General features: G+C 51.6%; 25 protein-coding genes. 9 read left to right on the forward strand and 16 right to left on the reverse strand.

What is annotated here, in order from left to right; all coding sequences use genetic code 11:
- Positions 1-2,072: 5-methyltetrahydropteroyltriglutamate--homocysteine S-methyltransferase (gene metE / locus VJY99_RS07875; protein WP_324117500.1), on the reverse strand; the 2,072-nt coding region annotated here is incomplete at its 3' end.
- A gap of 235 nt (positions 2,073-2,307) precedes the next feature.
- Between metE and metR the strand changes: the two genes are divergently transcribed.
- Positions 2,308-3,261: an HTH-type transcriptional regulator MetR gene (gene metR, locus VJY99_RS07880; protein ID WP_324117501.1), complete on the forward strand. Its 954-nt coding sequence runs from the start codon at positions 2,308-2,310 to the stop codon at positions 3,259-3,261.
- On the opposite strand, the gene VJY99_RS07885 is transcribed toward metR, so the two are convergent.
- The 3 genes from VJY99_RS07885 to pldB all read right to left on the reverse strand — a co-directional run bounded on the left by VJY99_RS07885 (position 3,149) and on the right by pldB (position 5,990).
- Positions 3,149-4,048, reverse strand: coding sequence for a carboxylate/amino acid/amine transporter (locus VJY99_RS07885; RefSeq protein ID WP_324117502.1), 900 nt, complete (start codon positions 4,046-4,048; stop codon positions 3,149-3,151). The two genes, metR and VJY99_RS07885, sit on opposite strands and share 113 nt — an antisense overlap.
- A gap of 111 nt (positions 4,049-4,159) precedes the next feature.
- Positions 4,160-4,966, reverse strand: a complete 807-nt coding sequence (gene yigL, locus VJY99_RS07890; protein WP_324117503.1) for a sugar/pyridoxal phosphate phosphatase YigL — start codon at positions 4,964-4,966, stop codon at positions 4,160-4,162.
- Between the two features lie 31 nt (positions 4,967-4,997).
- Positions 4,998-5,990 (reverse strand): lysophospholipase L2, encoded by a 993-nt coding sequence (gene pldB / locus VJY99_RS07895; protein ID WP_324117504.1) that lies wholly within the window; start codon positions 5,988-5,990, stop codon positions 4,998-5,000.
- Between the two features lie 79 nt (positions 5,991-6,069).
- Between pldB and rhtB the strand changes: the two genes are divergently transcribed.
- Positions 6,070-6,690, forward strand: coding sequence for a homoserine/homoserine lactone efflux protein (gene rhtB / locus VJY99_RS07900; protein WP_324117505.1), 621 nt, complete (start codon positions 6,070-6,072; stop codon positions 6,688-6,690).
- 70 nt (positions 6,691-6,760) lie between these two features.
- On the opposite strand, the gene rhtC is transcribed toward rhtB, so the two are convergent.
- From rhtC to pldA, 3 genes are all read right to left on the reverse strand, one after another.
- A complete protein-coding gene (gene rhtC, locus VJY99_RS07905; protein WP_324117506.1) occupies positions 6,761-7,381 on the reverse strand; it encodes a threonine export protein RhtC in 621 nt (206 codons plus the stop codon).
- 64 nt (positions 7,382-7,445) lie between these two features.
- Positions 7,446-9,275 (reverse strand): ATP-dependent DNA helicase RecQ, encoded by a 1,830-nt coding sequence (recQ, locus tag VJY99_RS07910; RefSeq protein ID WP_324117507.1) that lies wholly within the window; start codon positions 9,273-9,275, stop codon positions 7,446-7,448.
- A 30-nt stretch (positions 9,276-9,305) separates the two neighbouring features.
- Positions 9,306-10,175, reverse strand: a complete 870-nt coding sequence (pldA, locus tag VJY99_RS07915) for a phospholipase A (protein WP_324117508.1) — start codon at positions 10,173-10,175, stop codon at positions 9,306-9,308.
- Positions 10,176-10,449: 274 nt separating this feature from the next.
- Between pldA and VJY99_RS07920 the strand changes: the two genes are divergently transcribed.
- Positions 10,450-10,920 carry a thioesterase family protein gene (locus tag VJY99_RS07920; RefSeq protein WP_324117509.1) on the forward strand — a complete coding sequence of 157 codons (471 nt, stop codon included), beginning with the start codon at positions 10,450-10,452 and terminating at the stop codon, positions 10,918-10,920.
- A gap of 51 nt (positions 10,921-10,971) precedes the next feature.
- Positions 10,972-11,862, forward strand: a complete 891-nt coding sequence (gene rarD / locus VJY99_RS07925; RefSeq protein ID WP_324117510.1) for an EamA family transporter RarD — start codon at positions 10,972-10,974, stop codon at positions 11,860-11,862.
- A gap of 53 nt (positions 11,863-11,915) precedes the next feature.
- Here the strand turns inward: rarD and corA are convergent, their stop codons facing one another.
- The 8 genes from corA to lptM all read right to left on the reverse strand — a co-directional run bounded on the left by corA (position 11,916) and on the right by lptM (position 18,972).
- Positions 11,916-12,866 (reverse strand): magnesium/cobalt transporter CorA, encoded by a 951-nt coding sequence (corA, locus tag VJY99_RS07930; RefSeq protein WP_324117511.1) that lies wholly within the window; start codon positions 12,864-12,866, stop codon positions 11,916-11,918.
- A gap of 163 nt (positions 12,867-13,029) precedes the next feature.
- Positions 13,030-13,086: a YsgD/CorL family protein gene (gene ysgD, locus VJY99_RS19670; protein ID WP_370451543.1), complete on the reverse strand. Its 57-nt coding sequence runs from the start codon at positions 13,084-13,086 to the stop codon at positions 13,030-13,032.
- 147 nt (positions 13,087-13,233) lie between these two features.
- The gene (gene uvrD / locus VJY99_RS07935; protein ID WP_324117512.1) at positions 13,234-15,396 is read right to left on the reverse strand and encodes a DNA helicase II; all 2,163 of its coding nucleotides are present in this window, start codon (positions 15,394-15,396) and stop codon (positions 13,234-13,236) included.
- A gap of 187 nt (positions 15,397-15,583) precedes the next feature.
- Positions 15,584-16,300, reverse strand: coding sequence for a 5-amino-6-(5-phospho-D-ribitylamino)uracil phosphatase YigB (gene yigB / locus VJY99_RS07940; RefSeq protein ID WP_324117513.1), 717 nt, complete (start codon positions 16,298-16,300; stop codon positions 15,584-15,586).
- Positions 16,300-17,205 carry a tyrosine recombinase XerC gene (gene xerC, locus VJY99_RS07945; protein WP_324117514.1) on the reverse strand — a complete coding sequence of 302 codons (906 nt, stop codon included), beginning with the start codon at positions 17,203-17,205 and terminating at the stop codon, positions 16,300-16,302. The genes yigB and xerC overlap by 1 nt, the downstream gene beginning before the upstream one ends.
- Entirely contained in the window at positions 17,202-17,906 is a 705-nt protein-coding gene (locus VJY99_RS07950; protein ID WP_324117515.1) for a DUF484 domain-containing protein, read from the reverse strand. The genes xerC and VJY99_RS07950 overlap by 4 nt, the downstream gene beginning before the upstream one ends.
- Positions 17,903-18,727, reverse strand: coding sequence for a diaminopimelate epimerase (gene dapF / locus VJY99_RS07955; RefSeq protein WP_324117516.1), 825 nt, complete (start codon positions 18,725-18,727; stop codon positions 17,903-17,905). The genes VJY99_RS07950 and dapF overlap by 4 nt, the downstream gene beginning before the upstream one ends.
- Before the next feature lie 38 nt (positions 18,728-18,765).
- On the reverse strand, positions 18,766-18,972 hold the full coding sequence (gene lptM / locus VJY99_RS07960) for an LPS translocon maturation chaperone LptM (RefSeq protein WP_324117517.1): 207 nt from the start codon (positions 18,970-18,972) through the stop codon (positions 18,766-18,768).
- 125 nt (positions 18,973-19,097) lie between these two features.
- Between lptM and cyaY the strand changes: the two genes are divergently transcribed.
- Positions 19,098-19,418: an iron donor protein CyaY gene (cyaY, locus tag VJY99_RS07965; RefSeq protein ID WP_324117518.1), complete on the forward strand. Its 321-nt coding sequence runs from the start codon at positions 19,098-19,100 to the stop codon at positions 19,416-19,418.
- Here the strand turns inward: cyaY and cyaA are convergent.
- Entirely contained in the window at positions 19,415-21,967 is a 2,553-nt protein-coding gene (gene cyaA / locus VJY99_RS07970) for a class I adenylate cyclase (protein WP_324117519.1), read from the reverse strand. The genes cyaY and cyaA overlap by 4 nt on opposite strands.
- 281 nt (positions 21,968-22,248) lie before the next feature.
- Here cyaA and hemC point away from each other — a divergent pair, with 281 nt between their 5' ends.
- The 4 genes from hemC (at position 22,249) to hemY (ending at position 26,461) form a co-directional block, all read left to right on the forward strand.
- Entirely contained in the window at positions 22,249-23,190 is a 942-nt protein-coding gene (hemC, locus tag VJY99_RS07975; RefSeq protein WP_324117520.1) for a hydroxymethylbilane synthase, read from the forward strand.
- Complete coding sequence (gene hemD / locus VJY99_RS07980; protein WP_324117521.1) at positions 23,187-23,927, forward strand: uroporphyrinogen-III synthase; 741 nt, start codon at positions 23,187-23,189, stop codon at positions 23,925-23,927. The genes hemC and hemD overlap by 4 nt, the downstream gene beginning before the upstream one ends.
- Before the next feature lie 147 nt (positions 23,928-24,074).
- Positions 24,075-25,262 carry a uroporphyrinogen-III C-methyltransferase gene (gene hemX / locus VJY99_RS07985; RefSeq protein ID WP_324117522.1) on the forward strand — a complete coding sequence of 396 codons (1,188 nt, stop codon included), beginning with the start codon at positions 24,075-24,077 and terminating at the stop codon, positions 25,260-25,262.
- 2 nt (positions 25,263-25,264) lie between these two features.
- Entirely contained in the window at positions 25,265-26,461 is a 1,197-nt protein-coding gene (gene hemY, locus VJY99_RS07990; protein WP_324117523.1) for a protoheme IX biogenesis protein HemY, read from the forward strand.
- Positions 26,462-26,658 lie beyond the last annotated feature (197 nt).

Genomic DNA, 26,658 nt, shown 5'->3' on the forward strand with positions numbered 1-26,658 from the left:
TACACGCCCGGCCCGATTTCGTTTGGATATTCGAACTCTTTAAACGATTCCAGCAAGTCCATATCAGAACGTGAGGTTTCGATGGTGATCACGTCTGCATCTAGTGCTGCGATGGAATCCATGATGTCGTTAAACTCGCAATAACACATGTGAGTGTGGATCTGCGTGTCATCGCGCACTACGGCGGCGTTCAGGCGGAAGGCTTCCACGCCCCACTCCAGATACGCCTGCCAGTCAGACTGGCGCAGCGGCAAACCTTCGCGCAGTGCGGGTTCGTCAATCTGGATGATGCCGATACCTGCGGCTTCCAGGTCTGCCACTTCGTCACGCAGCGCTAATGCGATTTGCTTAGCGATGGTTTCACGGCTCACATCTTCGCGTGGGAATGACCAGCACAGAATAGTCACCGGGCCCGTCAACATGCCTTTCACGGGTTTATCGGTCAGGGATTGCGCGTACTTTGCCCATTCCACCGTGATCGCTTCCGGGCGGCTGATATCACCGATGACAACCGGTGGCTTCACGCAGCGTGACCCGTAGCTCTGCACCCAACCGTTTTGGGTAAACACGAAACCGTCGAGATGTTCACCGAAGTATTCCACCATGTCATTACGTTCCGCTTCACCGTGAACCAGCACGTCCAGACCTAAGCGTTCCTGTTCAGCAACAGCCTGTTTGATATGTTCAGCGATACCAGTGCGGTAGTTGTTGGCGTCCAGATTTCCCTTTTTGAAATCCAGGCGCAGGCCGCGGATTTCAGTGGTTTGCGGGAACGATCCGATGGTCGTCGTCGGCCAGGCTGGCAGGTTAAAGCGTTGACGTTGAGCCACGGCACGCGCAGCGTAGTCGCTCTGGCGCTGGCTGTCTTGTGCAGTAATCGTTGCCAGACGCTGTTCCACTGCGGCGTTATGCACACGCAGTGAATGGCGGCGAGCCTGGATTGGCGCACTCCATTCCACCAGTTTTTCAGTGTTACCACTATTCAGAGCGTCGGTAAGTAGTGAAAGCTCGGCACATTTTTGCAGGGCAAAGGCAAACCAGCTCTTTACTTCAGCATCCAGGCGGGTTTCAACACTCAGGTCGATTGGGCTATGCAGCAGCGAGCAAGATGACGCGACCCACAACTCACGTTTGCCGACAATGTCCTGCAATTGCTGATATTTTTCAGTCAGATCAGCACGCCAGACGTTACGACCGTTAATCACACCCGCTGACAGAAGCCAGTTAGCAGGCAGTTGCTGATGCAGTGCGTTGATATCGTCTTTACCGTGGACGAAGTCGACATGCACACCCTGCACAGGCAGTGCAGTGATAGTGTTCAGGTTTGGCGTGACACCTTCAAAATAGGTGGTCAGCAACAGTTTAACGTTGCCTGCTAGCGCATCGTAAGCGGGTTTGAACGCATCCAGCCATTCTTGCGGCAGCTCCAAGACTAGCGCAGGTTCGTCGATTTGCGCCCATTCGATGCCACGTTTTGCCAATTCAGCCAGCACCTGCTGGTAAACCGGTAGAATGTCTTTCAGCAGGCTCAGGCGGTCGAACTGCTCGCCCTTCACTTTACCCAGCCACAGATAAGTGACTGGCCCAAGCAGCACAGGTTTCACGTTGTGACCCAGTGCCAGCGCTTCGTCCACTTCATCCAGCAGTTGTGTCCAGGTCAGTTTGAACTGCTGGCCTTGGGTAAATTCCGGCACCATGTAGTGATAGTTGGTGTTGAACCATTTCGTCATTTCCGCAGCGGCGGCAGGCGTGCCTGTCGGTGCGCGGCCACGGCCCAGGCGGAACAATGTGTCGATATCGACGCTGCCATCCGCGTTCTGATGACGAGCTGGCACATTGCCAAGCAGCAAGCTCGTGGTCAAAACGTGATCGTACCAGGCGAAATCGCCCACTGGCAGCAGCTCTACGCCAGCTTCTTTTTGTTGGTTCCAGTGGCGAGCACGCAGTTCGCGGCCCACCGATAATAATTCTTCCTGAGTGGAGTTGCCCGCCCAGTAACTTTCTTGTGCTTTTTTCAGTTCGCGACGCAGGCCGACACGGGGGAAACCGAGGGTGTGATTTTTAATAGTCATATTTTTGCCTCATAAGATTTATGAAATCCGAAGGATTTCGAATTCAGGGAAGGCGCCAAGCTCGTGAATCCTCGGGAGCTGACTAAAGTCAGTGACCGAGGTGAGCGAGTGCAGCCAACGCACCATCAATTCGAAATGCGAAGGATTTAGCCGTCCAGATGTTTACACCGCCATAATGTGCAGGTACTGTATATTCCTCAAGCGCAATTTGCTCATGCCGAAGTGAAGGACTTTCATGATCGAGATCAAACACCTGCGGACGCTCCAGGCGTTACGAAATTGCGGTTCTTTAGCCGCCGCCGCCGCCGCGTTGCATCAAACCCAATCGGCTCTCTCTCATCAGTTCAGCGATTTGGAGCAGCGACTTGGGTTCCGCTTGTTTGTCCGTAAAAGTCAGCCACTGCGTTTTACTCCGCAGGGCGAAGTGCTGCTACAACTGGCGGAACAAGTGCTGCCACAGATAAGCCGTGCGCTTCAGGCCTGTAACGAACCGCATCAGACCACGCTGCGTATCGCCATCGAATGCCATAGTTGTATTCAGTGGCTGACGCCTGCGCTGGAGAACTTCCATAAGACCTGGCCACAGGTGGATTTGGATTTTAAATCTGGCGTGACATTCGACCCACAGCCGTCGCTGCAACAAAGTGAATTGGATATCGTTTTAACCTCCGACATCCTGCCGCGTAGCGGCCTGCATTATTCGCCGATGTTTGATTATGAGGTGCGCCTGGTGCTGGCCACAGATCACCCGCTGGCGAACAAAACGCGCATTGAGCCGGAGGATTTGACGAGCGAAACGTTACTGATTTATCCGGTGCAGCGAAGCCGCCTGGATATCTGGCGTCATTTCCTGCAGCCGGCAGGCGTTAGCCCGTTGCTAAAAAGTGTGGATAACACGCTGTTGCTGATTCAGATGGTGTCGGCGCGCATGGGCATTGCCGCGTTGCCGCATTGGGTGGTGGAAAATGTGGAGCGCCAGGGTCTGGTGGTGACCAAAACGCTGGGGGAAGGATTGTGGAGCCGGTTGTACGCTGCCGTGCGCGATGGTGAGCAGCGTCAACCGGTTACTGAAGCGTTTATTCGCTCGACGCGCTCACATGCTTGCGAGCATCTACCGTTTGTGCGGAACGCGGAGCGACCCAACGGCGATGCACCCACAGCGAAGCCATTATCACCGACCCACCAATAATGAAACTCGGCCAGTGGGGCTGTTCTTGCCAGATGGCGAGGTTAACCAGCAGCCCCGCCGGAACATGCACGTTGTTCATGATGCCGAGCGTGCCTGCATCCACCTGCGTTGCGCCATAGTTCCACATGAAGTAACCGAGCCCAGATGCCACGACGCCGAGCCACACCAGAATGCCCCACTGCAAATGGGTTGTCGGGAGTTTTTGCGGATTACCTAGCGCAAACCAAGCGGTAACCGCCACGATGAAAGCACCGAGATAAAACCATGAAAATGCACAATGTTGCGGCATCGGACGCGTTTCCATCAGGCGTTTGTAGCCCACCATACCGATAGCAAAACAGATATTTGCACCCTGCACCAAAAGCAGGCCAATCCAGAAGTGATCGCTGACTTTGTCGTAGCGAATAATCGCAGCACCTATCACCGCTAACCCCGCGCTCAACGCGTAACCCCAGCGTAGTTTGTTGCCACTCAGCAGATCATAAATAAAGGTGACGTACAGCGGTGTCATCACCGTGAACAGCAGGAATTCCGAAACAGTAAGATAGAGATACGCCTGGAAACTAAACAGGTACATCACGCCGAGTTGTAGCGCGCCTACCAGCATATACAGCAGCAGCGTTTTCGCGCTGTAACCTTTAAATCGCAGGAACGGCAGGAACACCAATGCCGCAAGCCCGACGCGCATCAGCACCGAAAAATAGCTATCGACATGCCCGGCAAGGTATTCGCCAATCAGGCTAAATGAGAACGCCCACAGAATGGTGGTGATGATGAGTAACGGCACGATGAAGTTCCTACAGCAGGCAATTTTTTATCATTGTAGCGAAGGTCGTCGGGTGAGGTTGATCTATTTGGTTGACGAGTGGTGGTTAATCCACCACTCGTTGGTGTCGAATTAATCTTTACCGAGGAACATCTTACGCAGGTAATGTGGAACCGCGTTATCGCCGTTGGTGCCAATCACTTCCAGTTCTGGTAGCAAGTCTTTCAAGCGCTGATGGGCGTTCGCCATGATGCAGCCTTTACCCGCCATGCTGAGCATTTCTGCGTCGTTCATGCCGTCACCAAAGGAGATACACTCTTTCAGGCTGTAACCCATTGCTTTGGATACCGCTTCCAACGCGTGGCCTTTTGACACGCCACCTGCCATCACTTCCAGACAAGTCAGGGTCGAGAAACTTACATTCACACGGTCACCCCAACGGGCGAGTAACGCTTGCTCAAGGGGTAACAACTTTTCGTGGGAATCACAGGTGAAGAACACTTTGCTGACGCCATCGGCTTCCAGCAAACCTGGCTCAAACAGGCTGTAATTAAACACCGCTTCTTTAAAATATTTCATCTCTTCAGGACGATGACGGTTCATAAACCATTGGTCGCCACGATAGACGTTAGTCACGATATCTTGATTGGCATGCACGACGCCGAACAAATCCTGGGCGATGTCATGGTCAAGATCATGGCTGAATACCAGGTTGCCGTCAGTATCATGCACTCGCGCACCGTTGGAGGTGATCATATAGGCTTTGATTTCGAGGTTATCGCGGATTTGCCCCACATCGATATGGTGACGGCCCGTGGCAAAGACGAAATGTACACCTTCAGCAGTGAGCAATTTCAGCGTTTCTTTGGCGTACGGGGTAAGCAGGTGATCGGGGGACAACAACGTGCCATCTAAGTCAGACGCAACGACATGGTACATAGGATTTGGAACCTCTGGTGTTGAATTCAGATTAATTATGCCTATCGAAAAACGCGATAATGGCATTCAGCGCTTCGGTCCGCATATCGTCCTTTTCGAACAGGATCTCATGATACGCACCGCTTATGACGTAAGGTTTTTCCCCCTCACAAGGGTTGCCCGCCGCGGCTCGAAGTTCACAGAATTGGTCATGCGCACGATTATCAACGACGCGTTCCTCTTCTGCCTGCAGGATAAAAATCGGCGTGGTAATCGCAGTGGCTCCTGCTAAAACCTGTTCTCCCGCGAGTATCCCTTCTCGTACCCAGTGATTCGTTGGCCCACCGACCCGCAATGCTGGCTCGTCAGCATAAAAACGTAGGTTGCGGCGGTAACGTTCACGGCTATGGGTCAGGACATTAACGCTAAATGGTAATGCGCGCCAGCGGCCTGTTCCGATTGCATATCCCTCACGAAAACGTTGATGACCTTCAGCCCAATCCAGAATATGGCGAACCATCCAGTCGGGCCAGCGTAAGGCAATGCCAAACATCGGCGCACACAGCGCAACGGCATCAAAGCATTGTGAGTTTTTTTCCAGCCACAGCGTGATAATTGCCCCGCCCATGGAATGTGCTAACGCGTAGCGTTTTCTCCACGGCCCAGTGGCGACTTCATGTTGGTAAAAGCGATCAAAATCGTCGACATAGTCGCTAAACTTCGCCACATGCCCGCGATGTGAATCCGAAAGCATGCGTCCAGAACGCCCTTGCCCACGATGGTCGATAATTAAAACGTCGAAACCACAATGAAATAAGTCAAAAGCCAATTCAGCATATTTGACGTAGCTTTCAATACGCCCAGGACAAACAACTATCACTCGGTCATGGTTCTGCGAGCGAAAACGTACATAGCGTACCGGTACTTCGTCGACGCCTAAAAATTCACACTCTTCGCGCTGACGCCAGAAGGCCATCAATGAACCCGTGGTAAAAGCCGCAAAGGCATTTTCACGGGTTTTCCATCCATTTTTATGCTGAGTCATATCGCTTTTTTGTGATTCGTAGCACGCTTATCAACAATAGCGTATTGTGGCATAAAAGTGTTCTTTCAGGGAATTTCACATGAGCGTTGAGTGGTGGTTAACCTATCTTCTGACCACGATAATTCTGAGCCTTTCCCCCGGTTCCGGGGCGATAAATACCATGACCACTGCTATCAGCCACGGCTATCGCGGTGCGGCGGCGTCAATTGCCGGGCTGCAAACCGGTCTGGCGATTCATATCGTGCTGGTAGGTATTGGCTTAGGAGCAATCTTTTCGCACTCGTTGCTGGCTTTTGAAATATTGAAATGGGCGGGTGCCGCTTACCTGGTTTGGTTGGGGATTCAGCAATGGCGGGCCGCAGGGGCGATTGATTTAAATACGATAGCCGCCAGCCAGCCGCGTAGCCGCCTGTTTAAGCGCGCGATTTTTGTGAATCTCACCAATCCCAAGAGCATTGTGTTTCTCGCGGCACTTTTCCCACAGTTCATCGCACCCGATCAGCCTCAGGCGGCGCAATATTTCATTCTCGGTGTCACGACGGTGGTGGTTGATATTATTGTGATGATTGGTTATGCGACGCTGGCGACGCGTATTGCGGGTTGGATTAAAGGGCCACGTCAGATGAAAGCGCTGAACCGCGTGTTTGGTTCATTGTTCATGCTGGTTGGCGCACTCCTCGCCGGAGCACGCCAGGCTTAATTACCCGTCAGACTTCAAGTTGCAGGGGTGTTGGCTGCAACTTGAATTATTTTGGGTATCTAAGAAAAAATTAACGGGAAATGATCAGGTGGATACCGAACCCGGCAAACAATGCACCCGCGACGCCATCAATCCACTTAGCAAGGCGCTGATAACCGCGGCGCATTTGCGGCAAAGCGAACAAGCTGGCAACGACCGTAAACCAGGCGAAAGTTTCCAGCGCGATCATCACAAATAATCCCCAACGCTCAGCGCTTCCTACATCATTGCCAACAAACAACGAGAATACGCTGCCGAAGTAAATAATGGCTTTAGGATTCGACAGGTTGGTGAGCAGACCTTTCAAGAAGCTGCGCCCGCCATGGGCTAATTCGACAGCCGGTGCTTGTTCAGACGGTTTCTCTTTTTTCAGCGCGCTACGCAGCATCTGGTAACCCATCCAGCACAGATACAAACCCCCGCCGACCATAATCATGCTGTGCAACCACGCCATTTTTTCGAGGATCAGGTTAAGGCCGAGCAACGCCACACCTGACCAGACCATTACGCCACCGGTGATACCCAACACGCCCATCATCGCCTCTTTGCGGGAACGGCTCACGGCAGTTTGCGAGACAAAAAAGAAATCCGGGCCTGGCGTGACCAGCGCAACAATATGCAATACCGCTACGGTCAGAAAAAGCGTCAACATAGGAAATAACTCGCTGGATGATTATATGGAGAATAACTATACGAGTTGCAGCTGGGACTGGCTACTACTCATCTTCGCCGTCGACATGGCTGCGAATAAGTGCCATGAACTCACGGCCAAAGCGTTCGAGCTTACGTGTACCGACACCGTTCACGCCCAGCATTTCCCCCGGCGACAGCGGCATTTGCTCAGCCATTTCAATCAGTGTGGCGTCGTTAAATACCACGTAAGGTGGGATATTCTCTTCATCTGCAATGGCTTTGCGAAGTTTGCGCAGTTTGGCAAACAGCTTGCGGTCGTAGTTACCGCCGAATGCTTTCTGGCTGGTACTGCGAGATTTAATCGCAACCACTCGCGGCACCGCGAGCATTAAAGGTTCTTCACCGCGCAAAAACGGACGAGCGGCTTCCGTCAGTTGCAGTGCGGAGTGTTGAGCGATGTTTTGCGTCACTACGCCCAGGTGAATGAGTTGGCGGATAACGCTGACCCAATGCTCGTGTGTCTGGTCACGGCCAATACCATAGACCGGCAGTTTGTCGTGCTGTAAATCGCGGATACGCTGATTATTAGCGCCGCGTAGCACTTCCACCACATAGCCCATACCAAAGCGCTGATTAACGCGATAAATACAAGACAGTGCTTTTTGCGCATCCACCAGCCCATCGTAACGGCGCGGTGGATCGAGGCAAATATCGCAGTTGCCACAAGCTTGCTGGCGACCTTCGCCAAAGTAATTCAGCAACACCAGGCGGCGGCAAGTTTGCGCTTCGGCAAACGCCCCCATCGCATTGAGTTTATGGCGCTCTATATCCTGTAATTGCCCAACGGGTTTTTCTTCTAAGCATTTGCGAAGCCAGGCCATATCGGCCGGATCGTAAAATAACATGGCTTCCGCAGGCAGGCCGTCACGTCCGGCGCGCCCCGTTTCCTGATAGTAGGATTCTATATTGCGCGGGATGTCGAAGTGGGCGACAAAACGGACGTTGGGTTTATTGATGCCCATACCAAACGCCACCGTAGCGACCACAATTTGCAGATCGTCACGCTGGAATTTTTCCTGCACCTCAGCACGTACCTGATGTTCAAGCCCTGCGTGATAAGCTCCGGCGCTGATCCCTTTGCTTTGTAAACGTGCTGCGGTGTCTTCGACTTTGGCGCGGCTGTTACAGTAAATAATGCCGGATTTACCACGCTGTTCTTGCACATAGCGCATCAACTGATCGAGAGGTTTAAACTTCTCCATCAGCATGTAGCGAATATTCGGGCGGTCAAAACTGCTAATTTCAATGTAGGGATCGTGCAAACCTAACAGACGCACAATATCGGCACGCGTGGTGTCGTCAGCGGTGGCGGTGAGGGCAATAAACGGCACCGTGGGTAGATGCTTACGCAACTGGCCCAGAGCAGCATATTCCGGTCGGAAATCGTGGCCCCATTGCGAAATGCAGTGCGCTTCGTCGACTGCCACCATCGAGAGATGCCAGTGGCTGATTTGATCAATGAAGTTATCCATCATCAATCGTTCGGGGGCGATGTACAGCAAACGAATGTGCCCAGTGCGGCAGCCCGCGAGCACTTCCTGCTGCTGTTCGCGGCTTTGTGTTGAGTTGAGACAGGCTGCAGCAACGCCGTTTGCCAGCAGTTGGTCAACCTGGTCTTTCATCAGAGAGATCAGCGGGGAAACCACGACGGTCAGCCCGCCAAACACCAGCGCTGGGATTTGATAGCACAGTGATTTGCCACCGCCAGTCGGCATGACAACCAGGCAATCACGACCTTCCAGCACCGTTTCGATGATGGTTTCCTGACCCGGGCGGAACTGTTGATAGCCAAAGGTATCTTGCAAAACCTGTCTGGCCAGCACTGCCTGATTTATTACTTCCGCCTGTGTCACGCTTTCCCCACCACAAAAACCGCCGAATTTTTAGAACAGATCGTTAAGCATAACGCCGACACCGAAGCGTGTCTGGTTAAAGTTGTAATCAATTAATGACTCGCCGTAGCCACTGTACAGTTGGCTATAAAGGCGAACGTGGGTAGTGACCGGATAACTAAAGCCTAATTCTGCGCCGCCGTAACCGGTATTCCAGTTGTACTGGCCTTTCATGCTCAGAATGGCATCGCCAAACTGGTAGCCTACTCGCAACTGGTAGTAGCCCATATATTTGTTGATATCCGGGTTGTCATCGGTAGTGCCAATGACGTACCACGGCTTCACTTCCACCATCCAGTTACCATGTTCAGCCATCAAACGGGTGTATATACGGTTCCAGCTGCGGGAAGTCGGGTCTGAACGGCCATTGGAGTTATGATTATAACCAATCTCGACATCACGTAATGTCCAACCAGCAAAGGATTCGTCAGTCGCGAAACCGAGGAAAACTTGCGGTTCGTAGTTGGTTTCACGGAAAGGTGACGATTCGCCACTGTTTGACAACTGCCACCAAGATTTCTGAGTGTAAGACGCCCCCAACACGGAGTTTTGCCCCAGAATACCGCGCCAAATTGGGAACGCGAGGCTAAGCTGGAATTTCACTTCATCTTTCCTGGCGTTATCAGACCAGTTGTAGGTTTTGATCGCTTCTTTATTGAGGTCGTCTGTCACCGTATAAAGCAAATAGTTGGTTTCATACGGATAAAGTGTAAATGGATTATCGTGTTCCAGAAGCATATTGGCGATGATGCTGCCGCGTACGGCAGGAGTGTCATGCACTTTTTTAATGGTTGCTTCCTGCGCGTAAGCAGTCATAGGCAACAGGCTCGCGGCGACTAACCATCCCAGAAACTTGCGCATCGGTATAACTCTCCTGAACAAAAAGGTTTCAAATTGTTTTCTCAGACACATTCTACATAGATATAGATGCGCAAGCTCTTCTACATTTCTTAAAGTGGAAATCAACGATTTCAAAGCATAAAATAAACAATTGATTAACATTACACCCAAGCTATTTCAAGATTCAGCCAGGCGGCAATTGAATGACAAATTCGTCGGGAACGAATTTGACCAGCCAACAACCTTGCATCTTGAAGGGCGACGAGTCTGTGATTTTTTTGATCGAGGATGATCCATGTCTACCCCATTTCTGACCCCTGAAGCCGCCCTGCAATTGGTCGGTGAGATTTTTGTTTATCACATGCCGTTTAATCGCGCGCTGGGTCTGGAACTTATACGATACGAGAAAGACTACGCTGAGCTCAGTTTTAATAATCAGCCGATGATGGTGGGGAATTGGGCACAGAGTATTTTGCATGGTGGCGTCATTGCTTCTTCATTGGATGTCGCAGCAGGCCTGGTTTGCGTCGGCAGTACGCTGACTCGCCACGACAGCATTAGCGAAGAAGAACTGCGTCAGCGCCTCGCGAAAATGGGCACTATCGACTTGCGTGTTGACTACCTACGTCCGGGTCGTGGGCAACGCTTTACCGCCAGTAGCAGCCTGCTGCGTGCCGGGAATAAAGTGGCGGTGGCCCGTGTAGAATTACACAATGAAGATCAGGTGCATATCGCCAGCGCCACAGCAACCTACATGGTGGGGTGAAGTCGTTATAGCTGATACAATTAGGAGACTATTTATCAACGAGTTCTTTTCATGGATGCGAAACAAACCCGCCAGGGTGTGTTACTTGCGCTGGCGGCGTATTTTCTTTGGGGCATCGCGCCAGCCTATTTCAAATTAATCCACTACGTTCCAGCTGATGAAATTCTCACGCATCGCGTGATTTGGTCATTCTTCTTTATGGTGGTGTTGATTAGCATTAGCCGTCAGTGGTCACAGGTGAAAAAGTCCTGCCAGAATCGCAAGAAAGTGTTGGCGATGGCGCTGTCTGCGGTGCTTATCGGCGGGAACTGGCTGCTGTATATCTGGGCGGTAAATAACCATCATATGCTGGAAGCAAGCCTGGGTTATTTCATCAACCCGTTGGTGAATGTGGTGCTGGGGATGATCTTCCTGGGTGAACGATTCCGAAGGATGCAGTGGGTTGCCGTAGCGCTGGCTGGCTGTGGCGTTCTGGTACAACTGTGGACATTCGGTTCGCTGCCGATTATCGCGCTCGGTCTTGCATTCAGCTTCGCGTTTTACGGGCTGATACGTAAGAAAATCGCCGTTGATGCACAAACCGGTATGCTGGTCGAAACGCTCTGGTTACTGCCCATTGCTGCCATTTATCTGTTCGGATTTGCAGATAGCTCGACCAGCCATATGGGGCAAAACACGCTATCGTTGAATTTACTGCTGATAGCAGCCGGCGTTGTCACCACTATCCCATTACTGTGTTTCACCGCAGCGGCGACGCGCTTGCGCCTCTCGACACTGGGTTTCTTCCAGTACATTGGCCCGACGCTGATGTTCCTGCTGGCGGTGACGTTCTACGGCGAAGTGTTGAGTCACGATAAAATGCTGACGTTTGGCTTTATCTGGGCAGCACTGGCTGTGTTTATTCTTGATGCGGTTTATACGCAGCGCAAGCTGCGCAAATAGATAGCCTGATGGTGGATGTCGCTTACGCTAGTCCACCTTACAACTGCACAAAACTACAGCCAGTTCTTACGCTTGAAATACAAGTACGGCGCAAGTCCGGCCAGGATCATCACAATAATCGCCGCAGGATAACCGAAGCTCAATTTCAGCTCAGGCATAAATTCGAAGTTCATCCCGTAACTGGACGCCACAAGCGTTGGCGGCAGGAACACAACGGATACCACCGAGAATATCTTGATGATGCGGTTCTGCTCGATGTTGATAAAACCCATCGCCGCTTGCATCAGGAAGTTCACTTTCTGGAACAGTGATTCGTTGTGCGGCAACAGAGATTCGATATCGCGTAGAATTTCACGAGCCTGCTCAAGCTGACCGCTTGGCAAACGCGCTTTACGTACCAGGAAGTTCAGTGCACGCTGGGTATCCATCAAACACAAACGAACTTTCCAGCCGATATCTTCCAGTTCAGCAAGCGTTGAAAGTGCAGCGTCGTACTCATCGCCTTGACGCCCTTCCATAATCACGCGGCTGAGTTTTTCGAGGTCGCTATAAATATTTTCGATTTCATCTGCCAGTTGTTCGATTTTGGTTTCAAACAGGTCGAGCAGTAATTCGTAAGCGTTGCCATCCACCATGCTCTGGTTGCGAGCACGCATTCGATAGAGGCGGAAAGCAGGTAATTCGCGTTCGCGCAGAGTAAACAGACGGCCTTCACGGATGGTGAATGCCACGGTGCTGTTACCCGCGTGATCGTCGGCATCTTCATAAAAGAAGAATGAGTGAATGTGCAAACCATCTTCGTCTTCAAAGAAACGCGCGGATGCTTCGATGTCTTCCAGTTCCGGACGAGTTGCCAGGCTTTGTCCAAGTTCCGTTTGCACGCGCTGACGCTCGCTCTCTTCAGGCTCGACCAAATCAACCCAAACAGAATTGCTCAGGTTATCGGCCTCATCTAATTCAAGACGGGACAGACGATTGTTTTCCAGTTGAAATGCGCTCAGCATGACCGGTACTCCCAATGCAAAAAAATATCAGGGACAGTTCGGTTGGCACACAGACAGAAACGACATAGGTTTCAGACCATTAAAAAGTCTGACTCATTGCGACGGGATATGCGAGATATGGGTCGCCGACAACCACTAAGGCTATCAGCATTCGAGGATAGCCTTAGAAGTTGTACCTGGATGACAGGTAATTGAGCCAGTATTTACTGGGTGTGTCCAAGGCGAGTGTCCTCTTAGCGTAATCGTGCGCGCATGTTACGCCACCACAAATATGGCGTCAACACGCAACGGGACCCCATGGACTAATAAATTCCCGTGATACTTACAGGGTAGCAACGGTGTAAAAAACCATGAATTTTTCGGTAACTTATACCGTCTCCAGACGTGCATAAGCGGCAACTAACCACTTAATTCCCTGACCAGGGAATGCCACCTGAATGCGGCTATGTTCGCCACTGCCTTCCAGATTGACGATGGTGCCTTCACCAAATTTCGCATGGCGCACACGCTGCCCAAGGCTAAAACCAGAGTCATTCTCGGAGATTGGCGTCCCCATACGTTGATGGCTTACTGGACGGCTGATGCTGGCTCGCAAGCGAACTTCTTCCACACAGTTTTCTGGCAACTCGCCAATGAAACGCGATGGACGGTGATACACTTCTTTGCCATACAGGCGGCGCGTTTCGGCGTAGGTGAGCGTGAGCTTTTGCATCGCTCGCGTCACGCCAACATAGGCCAGGCGACGTTCTTCTTCCAGCCGCCCACCTTCATCCAGCGACATCTGGCTTGGGAACATGCCTTCTTCCATTCCAACGATAAAGACTTGAGGGAACTCCAGACCTTTCGCTGAGTGCAATGTCATCAATTGCACCGCGTCTTGCCAGGTATCGGCTTGCCCTTCACCCGCTTCAAGAGCCGCATGTGACAGGAAAGCCTGCAGAGGCATCAGGTCTTCGTCTTCATCCTGGTAACTGAACTGCCGCGTTGCCGTGACCAGTTCTTCTAAGTTTTCGATACGCGTCTGGCCTTTCTCGCCCTTTTCTTGCTCATACATCATCATCAAACCCGAGTCTTTAATCACCCGGTCGGTCTGGACGTGAAGCGGCATATCAATGGTTTCATGGGCTAGCGCGTCGATAAGCTCCATAAAGCGTTGCAACGCTGAAGCCGCCCGCCCCGCCAGTGCTTTTTCTTGCAGTAGCAAACGGCAGGATTGCCACAATGTCAGTTGCTTATCGCGCGAAGTCTGGCGAACAACATCCAGTGTACGATCACCGATGCCACGCGTTGGCGTGTTAACGACTCGCTCAAACGCGGCGTCATCATTACGGTTGGCAATCAAACGCAGATACGAGAGTGCATCTTTAATTTCCTGACGCTCGAAGAATCGCATCCCGCCGTAAATACGGTATGGCATGCTGACCTGCAACAATGCTTCTTCCAGTACACGCGACTGGGCGTTGCTACGGTAAAGAATCGCGCATTGCTCAAGCGCTCCGCCATTTTCCTGCCACGTCTTGATGCGATTAACCACGAAACGGGCTTCGTCCAGTTCGTTAAAAGCACAGTAGAGTGAGATAGGTTCGCCGTCGCTACCATCCGTCCACAGCTCTTTACCCAGGCGACCCGAGTTGTTTGCAATCAGGGCGTTAGCGGCATTCAGAATGTTGTTTGTCGAACGGTAGTTTTGCTCAAGGCGAATAGTTTGTGCGCCAGGGAAATCAGTCAGGAAACGTTGAATGTTTTCGACTTGCGCCCCACGCCAGCCATAAATGGACTGGTCATCATCACCGACGATCATCACTTTGCCAGTATCGCCCGCCAACATACGGATCCACGCGTACTGGATGCTGTTGGTATCCTGAAATTCATCCACCAGAATGTTGGTGAAGCGTTCGCGATAGTGATTAAGAATGTGCGGTTTGTTCAGCCACAGTTCATGAGCACGTAGCAGCAGCTCGGCGAAATCCAACAAGCCCGCGCGGTCACACGCTTCTTGATAGGCCTGATAAACCTTTTGCCAGGTTTGTTCTACCGGATTGCCATAGCTTTCAATGTGATGAGGGCGTAACCCTTCGTCTTTCTTGCCGTTGATAAACCACATCGCCTGGCGTGCAGGCCACTGTTTGTCATCCAGATTCATGGCTTTAATCAGACGCTTTAATAAGCGCAGCTGATCTTCGCTGTCCAGAATTTGGAAATCCTGCGGCAAATTCGCGTCCATGTGATGTGCACGCAGTAAGCGATGTGCAAGACCGTGGAAAGTACCGACCCACATCCCGCCCTGGCTGGTTCCCATCAACTGACTAATACGGTGGCGCATTTCCGCTGCCGCTTTGTTGGTGAACGTTACGGCCATAATGGAATACGGCGAACAATTTTCGACGCTAATCAACCAGGCAATGCGGTGAACCAGTACGCGAGTCTTACCACTGCCCGCCCCTGCCAGCACCAGCATGTTGCTGCGCGTGGCCGCGACGGCTTCGCGCTGTTTGTCATTGAGGCTATCGAGCAGGTAAGAAACGTCCATTGGCACCGCCATTTAAAGAAGTCTGGGATACTCTAAATAATTCGAGTTACAGGAAGGCGGCAAACTCGCGAATCACCAGGAGCTTACATAAAGTAAGTGACTGGGGTGAGTGAGTGCAGCCAAAACACCTGTAACTTGAAGTATGACGAGTATCTACTACTGGAATTTTATACAGAGTTACTGAAGATTATATCAACGCGGTGAGGGATGCCAACTGTGAAATTTCCAGATGTGGCAATAAACGGCTGTCATCAATCTGCATCAAGTCGCCATCGCGCAGATTTATCCAGCATGCCTGTAACCCGCTGCGAATCGCCCCTGCGACATCCGTCGTCAGGTCATCGCCAACATGCAGGATATGGCCGAGCGGAACATTCAGCTTTTCAGCTGCCAAATGATACATGTCGTTAAAAGGTTTGGAACGCCCGTGAGGGCCCGCCCGCAGAACAAACTTAAAGTACTGATCGAGGCCAAAAAGATGGGGTTCGGCGTTACCGTTGGTAATCGCCACCAGCGGCCATTTTTCAGCGAGTGCGGCCAGAGTGTCATGCGTTTCTTGTGGTACGTCGATCTGACTGCGCCAGCGGGCGAAGTTCTCCATCGATGCTTGTGCGCCCGCGCAGGCTTCCTCGGCTGAAAGACCAACGTCTAACATGGCTTGTTCAACCGCACGGCGACGCCATTCGGTGACATCATGGTAAATATCTGGCTCTGAGAGGCGCAGCGCATGACGAATACGCAAAAAATCGGGGCGTTGAAGATGGTTAAGCTTCGGATGGTAATTTTGCACGAAGCTCATTGATTCCCGCTCGGTACGCTCAATCACCGCACGGTTGTCGTACAGCGTGTCGTCGAGATCAAAAGTGAGCGCGGCAATAGTCCCTAATGGGCGGTAAAAATGCATTACGATTTCCCTCGTTTAGCGCGTGGATGCGCAGCATCATACACTGAGGCTAAGTGTTGGAAGTCGAGATGGGTATAGATTTGCGTCGTCGACAGATTAGCGTGGCCCAGTAATTCTTGCACGCCGCGCAAATCACCACTGGACTCCAACATGTGCGTGGCGAACGAGTGACGCAGTTTGTGTGGATGTACATGGCTGTTCAGCCCCTGTTTAATCCCCCACTCGCCAAAGCGTTTCTGGACGTTGCGCGTCGAAATACGCTTCCCTTGTTTTGAGAGAAACAGTGCATCGTCGTCCGGACCAAAAAGCTCACGCAAATCCAGCCAGTGTTCAACCCAGATGACGGCAGATTTCCCCACCGGTACCCGACGCTCTTTGCTGCCTTTACCTATCACCCAGACTTCGCCCGTTGTGAGATCAATGTGGCGGCAATCCATATTCACCATCTCGGAGAGACGCAAACCCGCGCCGTACATCACTTCAAGCATTGCGCGGTCGCGCACCGCAAGCGGATCGTTAATGTCGATATCCAGCAGGCGGCTTACGTCGTCGACGTCGATATTTTTTGGCAGGTGGCGACCGGCTTTTGGCGTGGTGATGCCTTTTGCGGGATTGGCTTTGAGTTCGCCCTGGCTGACACACCAGTCGAAGAAACTGCGGAGCGCGGAAAGACGTAATGCCAGGCTTGATGGCCCAAGACCCGCCTTACGGCTGCGAACTGTCAGAGAACGAACCGCAGCAGCATCGCATTGCTGCCAGGAACTCAACGTCATCTCAGTGGCAAGACCGATGATCGCCGCCAACTGACGGCCATAATTGAGCAACGTCAATGGGCTTAACTGGCGCTCTACTTTCAGGTAGCGCAGAAAGCCATCAACTGAGGATTGCAGCGGGGAGGCGGTCATACTCGCTCGACCCAACGCTCCAGAAGGTCAGGCAGCATCAGCGCCAGTTCGTGCAGTAATTGCGTACCTTGCCCTTCCTGGTAATGCTGAGGATTGCGACTACTGAACACCAGCACGCCTAAATCCGCATCACTTCCCATCAGAGACACGGCCACTGAACCAATGGCTTTCGCCTGAGGCAAGACAACCAGTAATTCAGGACCGTTTAACGATCCGAGATAATGCTGTCGGTCGCCCAGACGTTGAATACGCAGCGGCTCGAAAGCCTGTCTGTTCAGTGCCAAATGAGTAAAATCAGAAGGAGCACCAATCCGCCAACGGTCAGAAAAAAGACGCACATTCGCGCCAGCCAGACCCATTTCACGCGCCCAACGATGCAGTCGATTGAGCATGTCCTGCAAACTGGTGGCAGAAGCCATGCGGCCTTGCAATTTCAGTAAGCGATAGAACAGCCCTTCGTTGGCACTCGCCTGTTCCATCAACAAGGTCATGTTTTCTTCAAGAAAATTGATATGGTTACGGCTACGAGCCATATGCCACTCAACCAATGAAACAGTGCCGCGTACCGGATGTGGCACTTGCATCTGTTCTACATGCTGGGCGTTACGAATAAAGAAATCGGGATGACGTTGCAGATACTCCGTCACAATACGGTCATCCAGTTCCAGTACGGCTTCTTGCTGTTCCTCGGCGTTCTTCATAGATGTATAAATCCATCATAGACATGGGCCGCCGGACCGGTCATAAATAGCGGGGTTCCCGGCCCTTTCCAGGCGATATCAAGACGGCCACCAGGCAGCTCTACGCAAACCTGTTCCGCAAGTATTCCTTGCAAGATGCCCACGGCAACTGCGCCGCAAGCGCCACTACCACAAGCTTGTGTTTCCCCTGCACCGCGTTCATAGACACGCAGACGGATATGTTCTTTCGTCACGACCTGCATAAAACCGATGTTCGCACGCTCCGGGAAACGCTCATGGTTTTCCATCACCGGCCCCAACGTTTCCACAGCGGCCGTCGTCACATCATCGACTTGAATAACGCAATGCGGGTTACCCATCGATACAACACCACACATAATGGTTTGTTCGGCGGCACGCATAATATAGGTCTTTTCCGCTTTGTTTGCGCGGAACGGCACGGCAGATGGCTCGAAATTCGGCTCACCCATATTGACGCGCACCAGTTCATCTTCGGTCACGGTGAGGACCATGCGGCCATTGGCGGTACTGACGCGAATATCACGTTTGTTCGTCAGCCCTTTCAGGCGCACAAATCGCGCGAAACAACGCGCACCATTGCCACATTGGGAAACTTCGCTGCCATCGGCATTGAAAATACGGTAATGGAAATCCAGGTCAGGATCGTAAGGTGGCTCTACCACCAGCAACTGATCGAAACCCACTCCCAAGTGCCTATCAGCCAGGCGGCGAATCAGCTCTGGGGAGAAATAGACGTTTTGAGTCACCGCGTCGACGACCATAAAGTCGTTGCCAAGGCCATGCATCTTCGAGAACTGCATCTTCTGCTCCATATACGCGGCTACTTATCGATAATTAGCTAGTAGACAACCTGAGTCGGGGCGTTACCCGTACCACGGTTATTACGGTCTGGCGTTGCCGGTTGAGCCTGTTTCTCAGCGCTTACCTGACTCGCGGATTTGGTTTTGCCATCGGCAGGCGGAAAGTACAGAGGCCCTTTAAGACCGCAGCCAGAAAGACTGAAAAGTGCCAGCATAACTGCCAGTGGGCAGAAAATTTTCTTCATTATTGAGATGCCTGTAATCCAATATTCTGTCTTCTATCATCGCAGGTGATCCCTGAAAAGCAATACTCTTTTCTATTCGCGAGTGTTGCTATACTGCCCTGAAGACGAACAACTGAGATACAGATATGAACGACAGTGAATTTCATCGCTTGGCTGACGGCCTGTGGTCAACAATCGAAGAACGCCTGGATGACTGGGATGGTGACAGCGATATTGACTGCGAAATCAATGGCGGCGTGCTGAGCCTGAGTTTTGAGAACCGTAGCAAGATTATTATCAATCGCCAGGAGCCTCTGCATCAGGTCTGGCTTGCCACCAAAAGCGGCGGTTACCATTTTAATCTGAAAGGGGAACAATGGATTTGCGATCGCAGCGGTGCTGAGTTTTGGTCATTGCTGGAAGAAGCTTGCACACAGCAAGCCGGAGAGCCGGTTAGCTTTAGTTAGCTATTGCTGTACTGCTGAAGCAGCGGTGTTGAGCTATCGTCATGATTAGCTGACGTCGCTGCTGTGATAGCTTGGTTACGGAATGGAATAACCTGCGAGCGCCCCTCCACTTTCACAATCTGATAAAACTGCGGCAAGTTGAAGTTGATAAAGCTTGAGCCGTAGGTAAAGCGATCGTGCGACGATGAGTAGAAACGGCTGACGTCACGCACTAAATCTTCTTTGCTACCTTCACAGTGGTGATACACCTCTGCCCGGTTGCTCTCATCGAGAATGTAGATATTGAATCCCTGCTCCTCATTCGCCTCTTCAAAGAAGAACTGAATGATCCCTTCGCTGGCAAAACCATCTACCACCGACGGAAGTTCAACCTGATTGGTTTCAACTTGCACTGACAAGCCATGCAGTTTGTTATGCGAAATCGCTCCGTAGAACTCGACTGCATTTTCCAGTTTTTGCACCGATACGCTCAGGCGTTCGAAGAACAGCCCCCACGTTTGGCCAGAGATCCGCAACGCTTTAAAGCGGCCTGGCTCCTGGCGAGTGCTCGACAAACGGAAATCGATACATTCAGATACCAGTTGCTGAACGCGAGTACGGATGAGCCCACGCAGATGCTGGCTATAACAGAAAACTTCAACGCTATCAGGAGGAGCAGCATCCTGGTGCATTTTGCCCAGAATCGTTTTCAGTGCTTCAATCATGGATTGTTCACCGTTGAAGTGCAGCGTACGCACTTCATTCCATGAGTTGCGGTAAAGAAGATCCACGCTTCCCACCAGACACTGCTGCTGCTGACCAAAACTGAACACATCCAGCTTACGGAAATCGAAATGAACAACTTGATTGCGGAATGCCGCCGTCGGGTCGTATTCGAGGTTCACGATAATAGCCAAATGGCGAATTTCACATGGGCTATACAACGCTTTCGCTGTTGGGGCAGGCAAACGCAACGGGAAATGGTGTGAAACATCCGCAACCATTTCCTGCAGTTTTGGTAAATCACAAATACCGTTGCCCTTAATAAACAGACGGGTGCGCGAAGTCATCAGGCCATTGAAGTAGGCCCATGCCACCAGCTTATTAAGATAACGGTTATATTCCAGCGGTTGATGGCTGATGATGGAATCCATGTCTGGCGCACGATTATACAGATACCAGCCTGAACGGTTGGCACGGCCCGGCGGCACATGAATAAAGGTTAGATTTGGCTCTGACAGATCCGGGGAGATCTGCGGATTAACGAGCGTTACTTTGCCTGGTAGCGCTTCAAACGCTGCATACAATTTACGGGTCAAGACACCGATATCTTGCGGGCTTGCGCTGACACTCAGGTTATTACGGCGTGCGAAACGAATCAGGTTGCGATAGCTTTGCATCATCGCATCCAGAAGTTCGTTGTGAGCATCACGGACCTGGTCAATTTTCCAGTTGGCGCGGTTATCAAGCATCGCCAGTCGTGTTTCATCCCAGCCCCAATCTTTGACCAGTTGACTTAATATTTCACGACGCCAGCCCACGCATGCACGTTCACGGGAAAGTTTTTCACACACTTTGAGATAAAAGCAACGGCGCACTAAATCCAGACGCGCAGTATCTTCGATTTGCGTGAGATAGTGAGTCACACGCTCTAGCATCATGCAGTAAGGATCAAGCCCGAAAGAGACTATCTCGCCATCATGCAAACGCTGCTTAATGTCTTTAGCCAGTAAACGGGTGTTGGGATATTCCCAGGAATAAGCTTCCAGCAACAGCGTTTTCAGCACGGCTTTATATGGGGAGTCGATACTTTTGTAGAGCTGCCAAAGGCTAGCACCAAAGTACTCTTCCGCCGAAAGGGAACTTAAACCACCAAGGTCCAGCCACTCGTTTGGCGTAAGCACACCTTGCGAGTAGAGACTCATCACGTAATCGTCGTAATGATCTTCTTCATCACCCGGAACCATGCTCCACAGAATACGTTTCCCGGCGAGGCGCACAGCGCTACGATAAAATTCATCCAGCAACAAGATGTGTTGTGTAGACCCACAATCCTCGCCGCCCAGACTCCCACTCTCGTTGTGACGGAAGCGGTTTTCGTCGATCAGGAAGAAGCTGACTTCAACGCCTAAGGAGGCCGCCCAGCCTTCCAGTACGCTACATTTACGTTGCAGTAACTGGCGCTCGTCGTTATCGAGCCAGGACTGGTGACACACCCAAATATCCAAATCCGAGGAACAGCTCTGCCCAACAGACGAGGTGCTGCCCATTGAATAGAGACCCGTAATGGGTAACTCGCCCGGATCAGTTTTCTGCGGTGGCATGCCACGCATCAATTCGAGGTCGTTGAGGTAGTGGCGTTGGGTTTCATCAGGCGTGTAGATGCAAATGCCATGTGGGACGTTACCCTCAAGGTAACCAGGCATCAGCGGGTGATGATAATGTAGCAATGTTGGCAGAAGACTGTAGACCTGTTGGAAAGCAGGCCCCATGGCAGCAAGTGCGCGATCTACACGCAGTTGGTTAATGGCATCCAGTCTCTGTTTAAGAGTCTCAATATAGAGGTACAAGACATATCGCCTGATGGTTTCAGTATTTCGAAAAAACCCGTTTCACAGTTATTGCCTCTATTATAAACGACAAGGCAATGAATTGCTGGAAACGTGATCAATTTAACACCTTGCTGGTTGACCGTAAAGAAAGATGCGCTACTCGCCAAGTTCCTCTCCGACACTCCGCTTTATATTCCATAATACGAACAACGTCCCTCTTTTCCGCAAAACCGTTGAAACTGACAGCCTTCCGTGAAGAGTGGTAGGATGGACAGAGACGATAATTACGGTAACTAGCAATGTTAGACAATGTATTAAGAATTGCCACTCGCCAAAGTCCATTAGCACTTTGGCAAGCACATTATGTCAAACAACGCCTGATGGCGAGCCATCCCCAGCTCACGGTTGAACTGGTGCCAATGGTTACGCGTGGCGACATCATTCTTGATACACCGCTGGCAAAAGTTGGCGGCAAGGGATTGTTTGTCAAAGAGTTGGAGCTGGCGCTCCTTGAAGGGCGCGCTGATATCGCAGTGCATTCAATGAAAGATGTCCCTGTTGAGTTTCCTGAAGGGCTTGGTCTTGTGACGATTTGCGAACGCGACGATCCGCGCGATGCCTTTGTCTCCAACAATTTCGTCAGCCTCGACTCTCTGCCAGCAGGTAGCGTAGTAGGCACCTCAAGCCTCCGCCGCCAGTGTCAGATTGCCGAGCGTCGCCCGGACCTGGTCATTCGTTCATTACGTGGCAATGTCGGCACCCGTTTGGGCAAGCTCGATAACGGTGACTACGATGCGATTATTCTTGCTGTCGCCGGTCTTAACCGCCTTGGACTGCAATCGCGCATTCGCAACGCTTTGCCTGCAGAAGTTTCTCTACCTGCTGTGGGTCAGGGAGCGGTAGGCATCGAGTGTCGCCTTGACGATATACGTACTCAGAAGTTGCTCGAGTCACTGAATCATGAAGAAACCGCCATTCGCGTAAGCGCGGAGCGTGCCATGAACATGCGTCTTGAAGGTGGATGCCAGGTGCCTATCGGCAGTTATGCCGAGTTGATTAATGGCGAACTCTGGTTGCGAGCATTAGTGGGTGCACCAGACGGCTCAATCCTGGTGCGTGGTGAACGCCGTGGTAAACCAGAAGATGCCGAAGCCATGGGGGTTTCCCTTGCAGAAGAACTCCTTGATAAAGGAGCCCGTGAAATTCTGGCCGCAGTTTATGACGGAGATGCTCCGGCATGACGATCCTTGTCACCCGCCCTTCCCCCGCTGGGGATGAGTTAGTGAGCAGACTGCGCGCACTGGGGCAGGTGGCGTATAGCTTCCCTCTCATCGAGTTTTCCCCAGGCCGGCAGTTGGACACACTGCCGACTATGCTAGCAAGCCTTTGTACAGGCGATCTGGTGTTCGTTTTATCGCAGCACGTCATACATTTTGCCCAACCACAATTAAGGCAAAATGCTATCTCATGGCCTGCAAATCTTGCCTGGTTTGCTATTGGACGTACGACTGCATTAGCGTTTCATACCGTTAGTCATTTGCCGGTTCGTTATCCGCAAGACAGGGAAACGACGGAAGTCTTGCTACAATTACCCGAATTACAAAATGTTGCCGGGAAACGAGCACTTATTTTACGTGGCAACGGTGGCCGTGAACTGTTAGGTGAAACGCTGACAGAACGCGGGGCAGAAGTGACTTTCTGCGAGTGTTACCAAAGAAATGCCAGAATTTATGACGGAACGGAAGAAGCCTTTCGCTGGCGCGAACGAGGGATTTCAACGCTGGTCGTGACGAGCGGAGAAATGCTACAACAACTGTATGCACTCATTCCAGAATGGTATCGAAAGAACTGGTTACTTCACTGCCAACTTTTAGTGGTTAGTGAACGTCTGGCAGACCTTGCCCGGGATTTGGGCTGGCAAGATATTCGGGTCGCCGATAACGCAGACAATGACGCGCTGCTTCGCGCGTTACAATAAATCAACTCCCAAAATAATTCGTGTTGCAGGAAGACGGCGACGCAGCGAATCCCCAGGAGCTGACTCAAGTCAGTGACTGGGGTGAACGAGTAAAGCCAACGCATATGCAGCTTGAAGTATGAAGGGTAAACAATATGGGACGCCACAATGACGGAACAACAGAACACCTCCGCCATGGTTGAAGAGACCACACCTGCAGTGGAAAACACATCGCTTCCAAAGCAACCACCACAAAAAAATCGTAGTGGTATTGCTGGAATTGCGTTGGGTGCTATCGCCATTGCTATTGCCCTGGCGCTAGGTGGCGGTCTTTACAGTTATGGTAAACATCAGTCGGCGGCGCAAACTGCCAACACCGATGCGCTGGCAACACAATTAATCGCCTTACAAAAGCAGCAAGAACAGCAGCAATCCGCGCTGGAAACGACGGTTAAGCAGCAAGCGTCTGCTCTCGAAGAGTCGAATCGCCAACAAGCGAATCTGGCGCGCGAACTCGATGAAGTACAGCAAAAAGTGGCGACCATTTCCGGTAGTGATGCGAAAACGTGGTTGTTAGCGCAGTCCGATTTCCTGGTGAAATTGGCCGGACGAAAACTGTGGAGTGATCAGGATGTCACCACTGCAGCTGCCCTTCTGAAAAGTGCGGATGCCAGCCTGGCTGACATGAATGATCCGAGCCTGCTTGCTGTTCGCCGTGCGCTGACGGATGACATTTCTGCACTGGCCGCTATTACTCAGGTAGATTACGATGGGATTATTCTCAAGCTAAATCAGCTTTCTAATCAAGTCGATAACTTGCGTCTTGCAGATAATAATACCGATGACACGCCGATGGACTCTGACGGTAACGAGCTATCAAGCACCGTCACGGAATGGCGTCAAAACCTGACGAAAAGCTGGCACAACTTTATGGATAGTTTCATTACTATCCGCCGTCGCGATGAAACGGCTGTTCCGCTTCTGGCCCCAAACCAGGATGTTTATCTGCGTGAGAATATCCGTTCGCGTCTGCTGGTTGCAGCGCAAGCCGTACCACGTCATCAAGATGAAACCTATAAGCAGTCCCTGGAAAATGTCTCTACCTGGGTTCGTGCTTATTACGATACCAACGACAGCGTGACCAAATCGTTCCTTGATGAACTGGATTCTCTCAGCCAGCAAAGCATCAATATGGATGTGCCACAAACGCTGGAAAGCCAACCTCTGCTCGAAAAATTGGTGCAGACTCGGGTGCGTAATTTACTCGCGCAACCCGCTGCGAGTGCGCCATCCCCAACGCCAACTGAACCTGCACCTGCACCTGCAACGGTTCCTGCACCCACTCAAGGAGAATAAGCATGATTAAAGTCTTATTACTCTTTCTGTTGTTGATCGCCGGGATCGTCCTTGGGCCGATGCTGGCTGGTCATCAGGGTTATGTGCTGATCCAGACAGACAATTACAACGTGGAAACCAGCGTCACAGGGCTGGTGATCATTCTGATCCTGAGCATGGTTGTACTGTTTGCCATCGAATGGGTTCTGCGCAGTGTTTTCCATACCGGTGCTCGTACTCGTGGTTGGTTTGTAGGGCGTAAAAGCAGCCGGGCACGTAAGCAAACCAAAGCAGCATTGCTGAAACTGGCAGAAGGTGATTATCAGCAAGTTGAGAAGCTGATGCTGAAAAATGCCGATCATGCGGAACAGCCAGTGGTGAACTATTTGCTGGCAGCCGAAGCGGCACAACAGCGTGGTGATGAAATCCGGGCGAACCAGCACCTCGAACGTGCGGCTGAACTGGCAGACAATGATCAGTTACCCGTCGAAATTACTCGTGTGCGCCTGCAACTGGCGCGCAATGAGAATCACGCGGCGCGCCACGGTGTGGATAAATTACTGGAAATGGCTCCGCGTCATCCGGAAGTTTTACGTTTGGCTGAAATGGCCTATGTTCGCACCGGAGCGTGGGGATCACTGCTTGATATTTTGCCTGCAATGGACAAAGTACAGGTTAATGATGAAGCCCATCGTTTAGCGCTTCAGCGTCAGGCATGGATTGGTTTAATGGATGGGGCGATGGCGGATCAGGGTAATGATGGCCTGAAAACCTGGTGGAAAAACCAAAGCCGTAAAACCCGCCACGAGACGGTGCTGCAGGTCGCCATGGCGGAGCATCTAATTGAATGTGACGATCATGATGCAGCACAGGAAATCATCCTCGATGGCCTGAAACGCCACTTTGACGAGCGTCTGATATTACTGATGCCGCGTTTGAAATCTGGAAACCCAGAGCAACTCGAGAAAAACCTTCGTCAGCAGATCAAAACTCAAGGCGATCGTCCGTTGTTGTACAGCACACTGGGTCAGTTGCTGATGAAGCACGGTGAATGGCAGCCTGCATGTGAGGCCTTCCGCGAAGCCATTAAACAGCGTCCTGATGCGTTTGATTATGCCTGGCTGGCAGATTGCCTGGACAGGCTGCATCAACCAGAAGAAGCCGCAACCATGCGTCGTGACGGTCTGTTGTTAACTCTGCAAAATAATCCTAATCCTTAGTACCCAAGGGCGAAACATTTCGCCCTTTTCCCTTTCTCGCTTTCCCTTCCAGAATACAAAAAAAAACACCTGCCAATTGGCAGGTGTTAAAACAGGTCTGTATGACAACTAAGTGGTGCTTCACTCAACGTTATGTCCATGGTGTTGGATGAGGTCTAAAAGACGACATCTGTCGGTGGACGATAAGCACCGTAAAT

Origin of the sequence: Buttiauxella sp. (assembly GCF_035271705.1) — a bacterium.
Classification (GTDB): Bacteria; Pseudomonadota; Gammaproteobacteria; order Enterobacterales; family Enterobacteriaceae; genus Buttiauxella.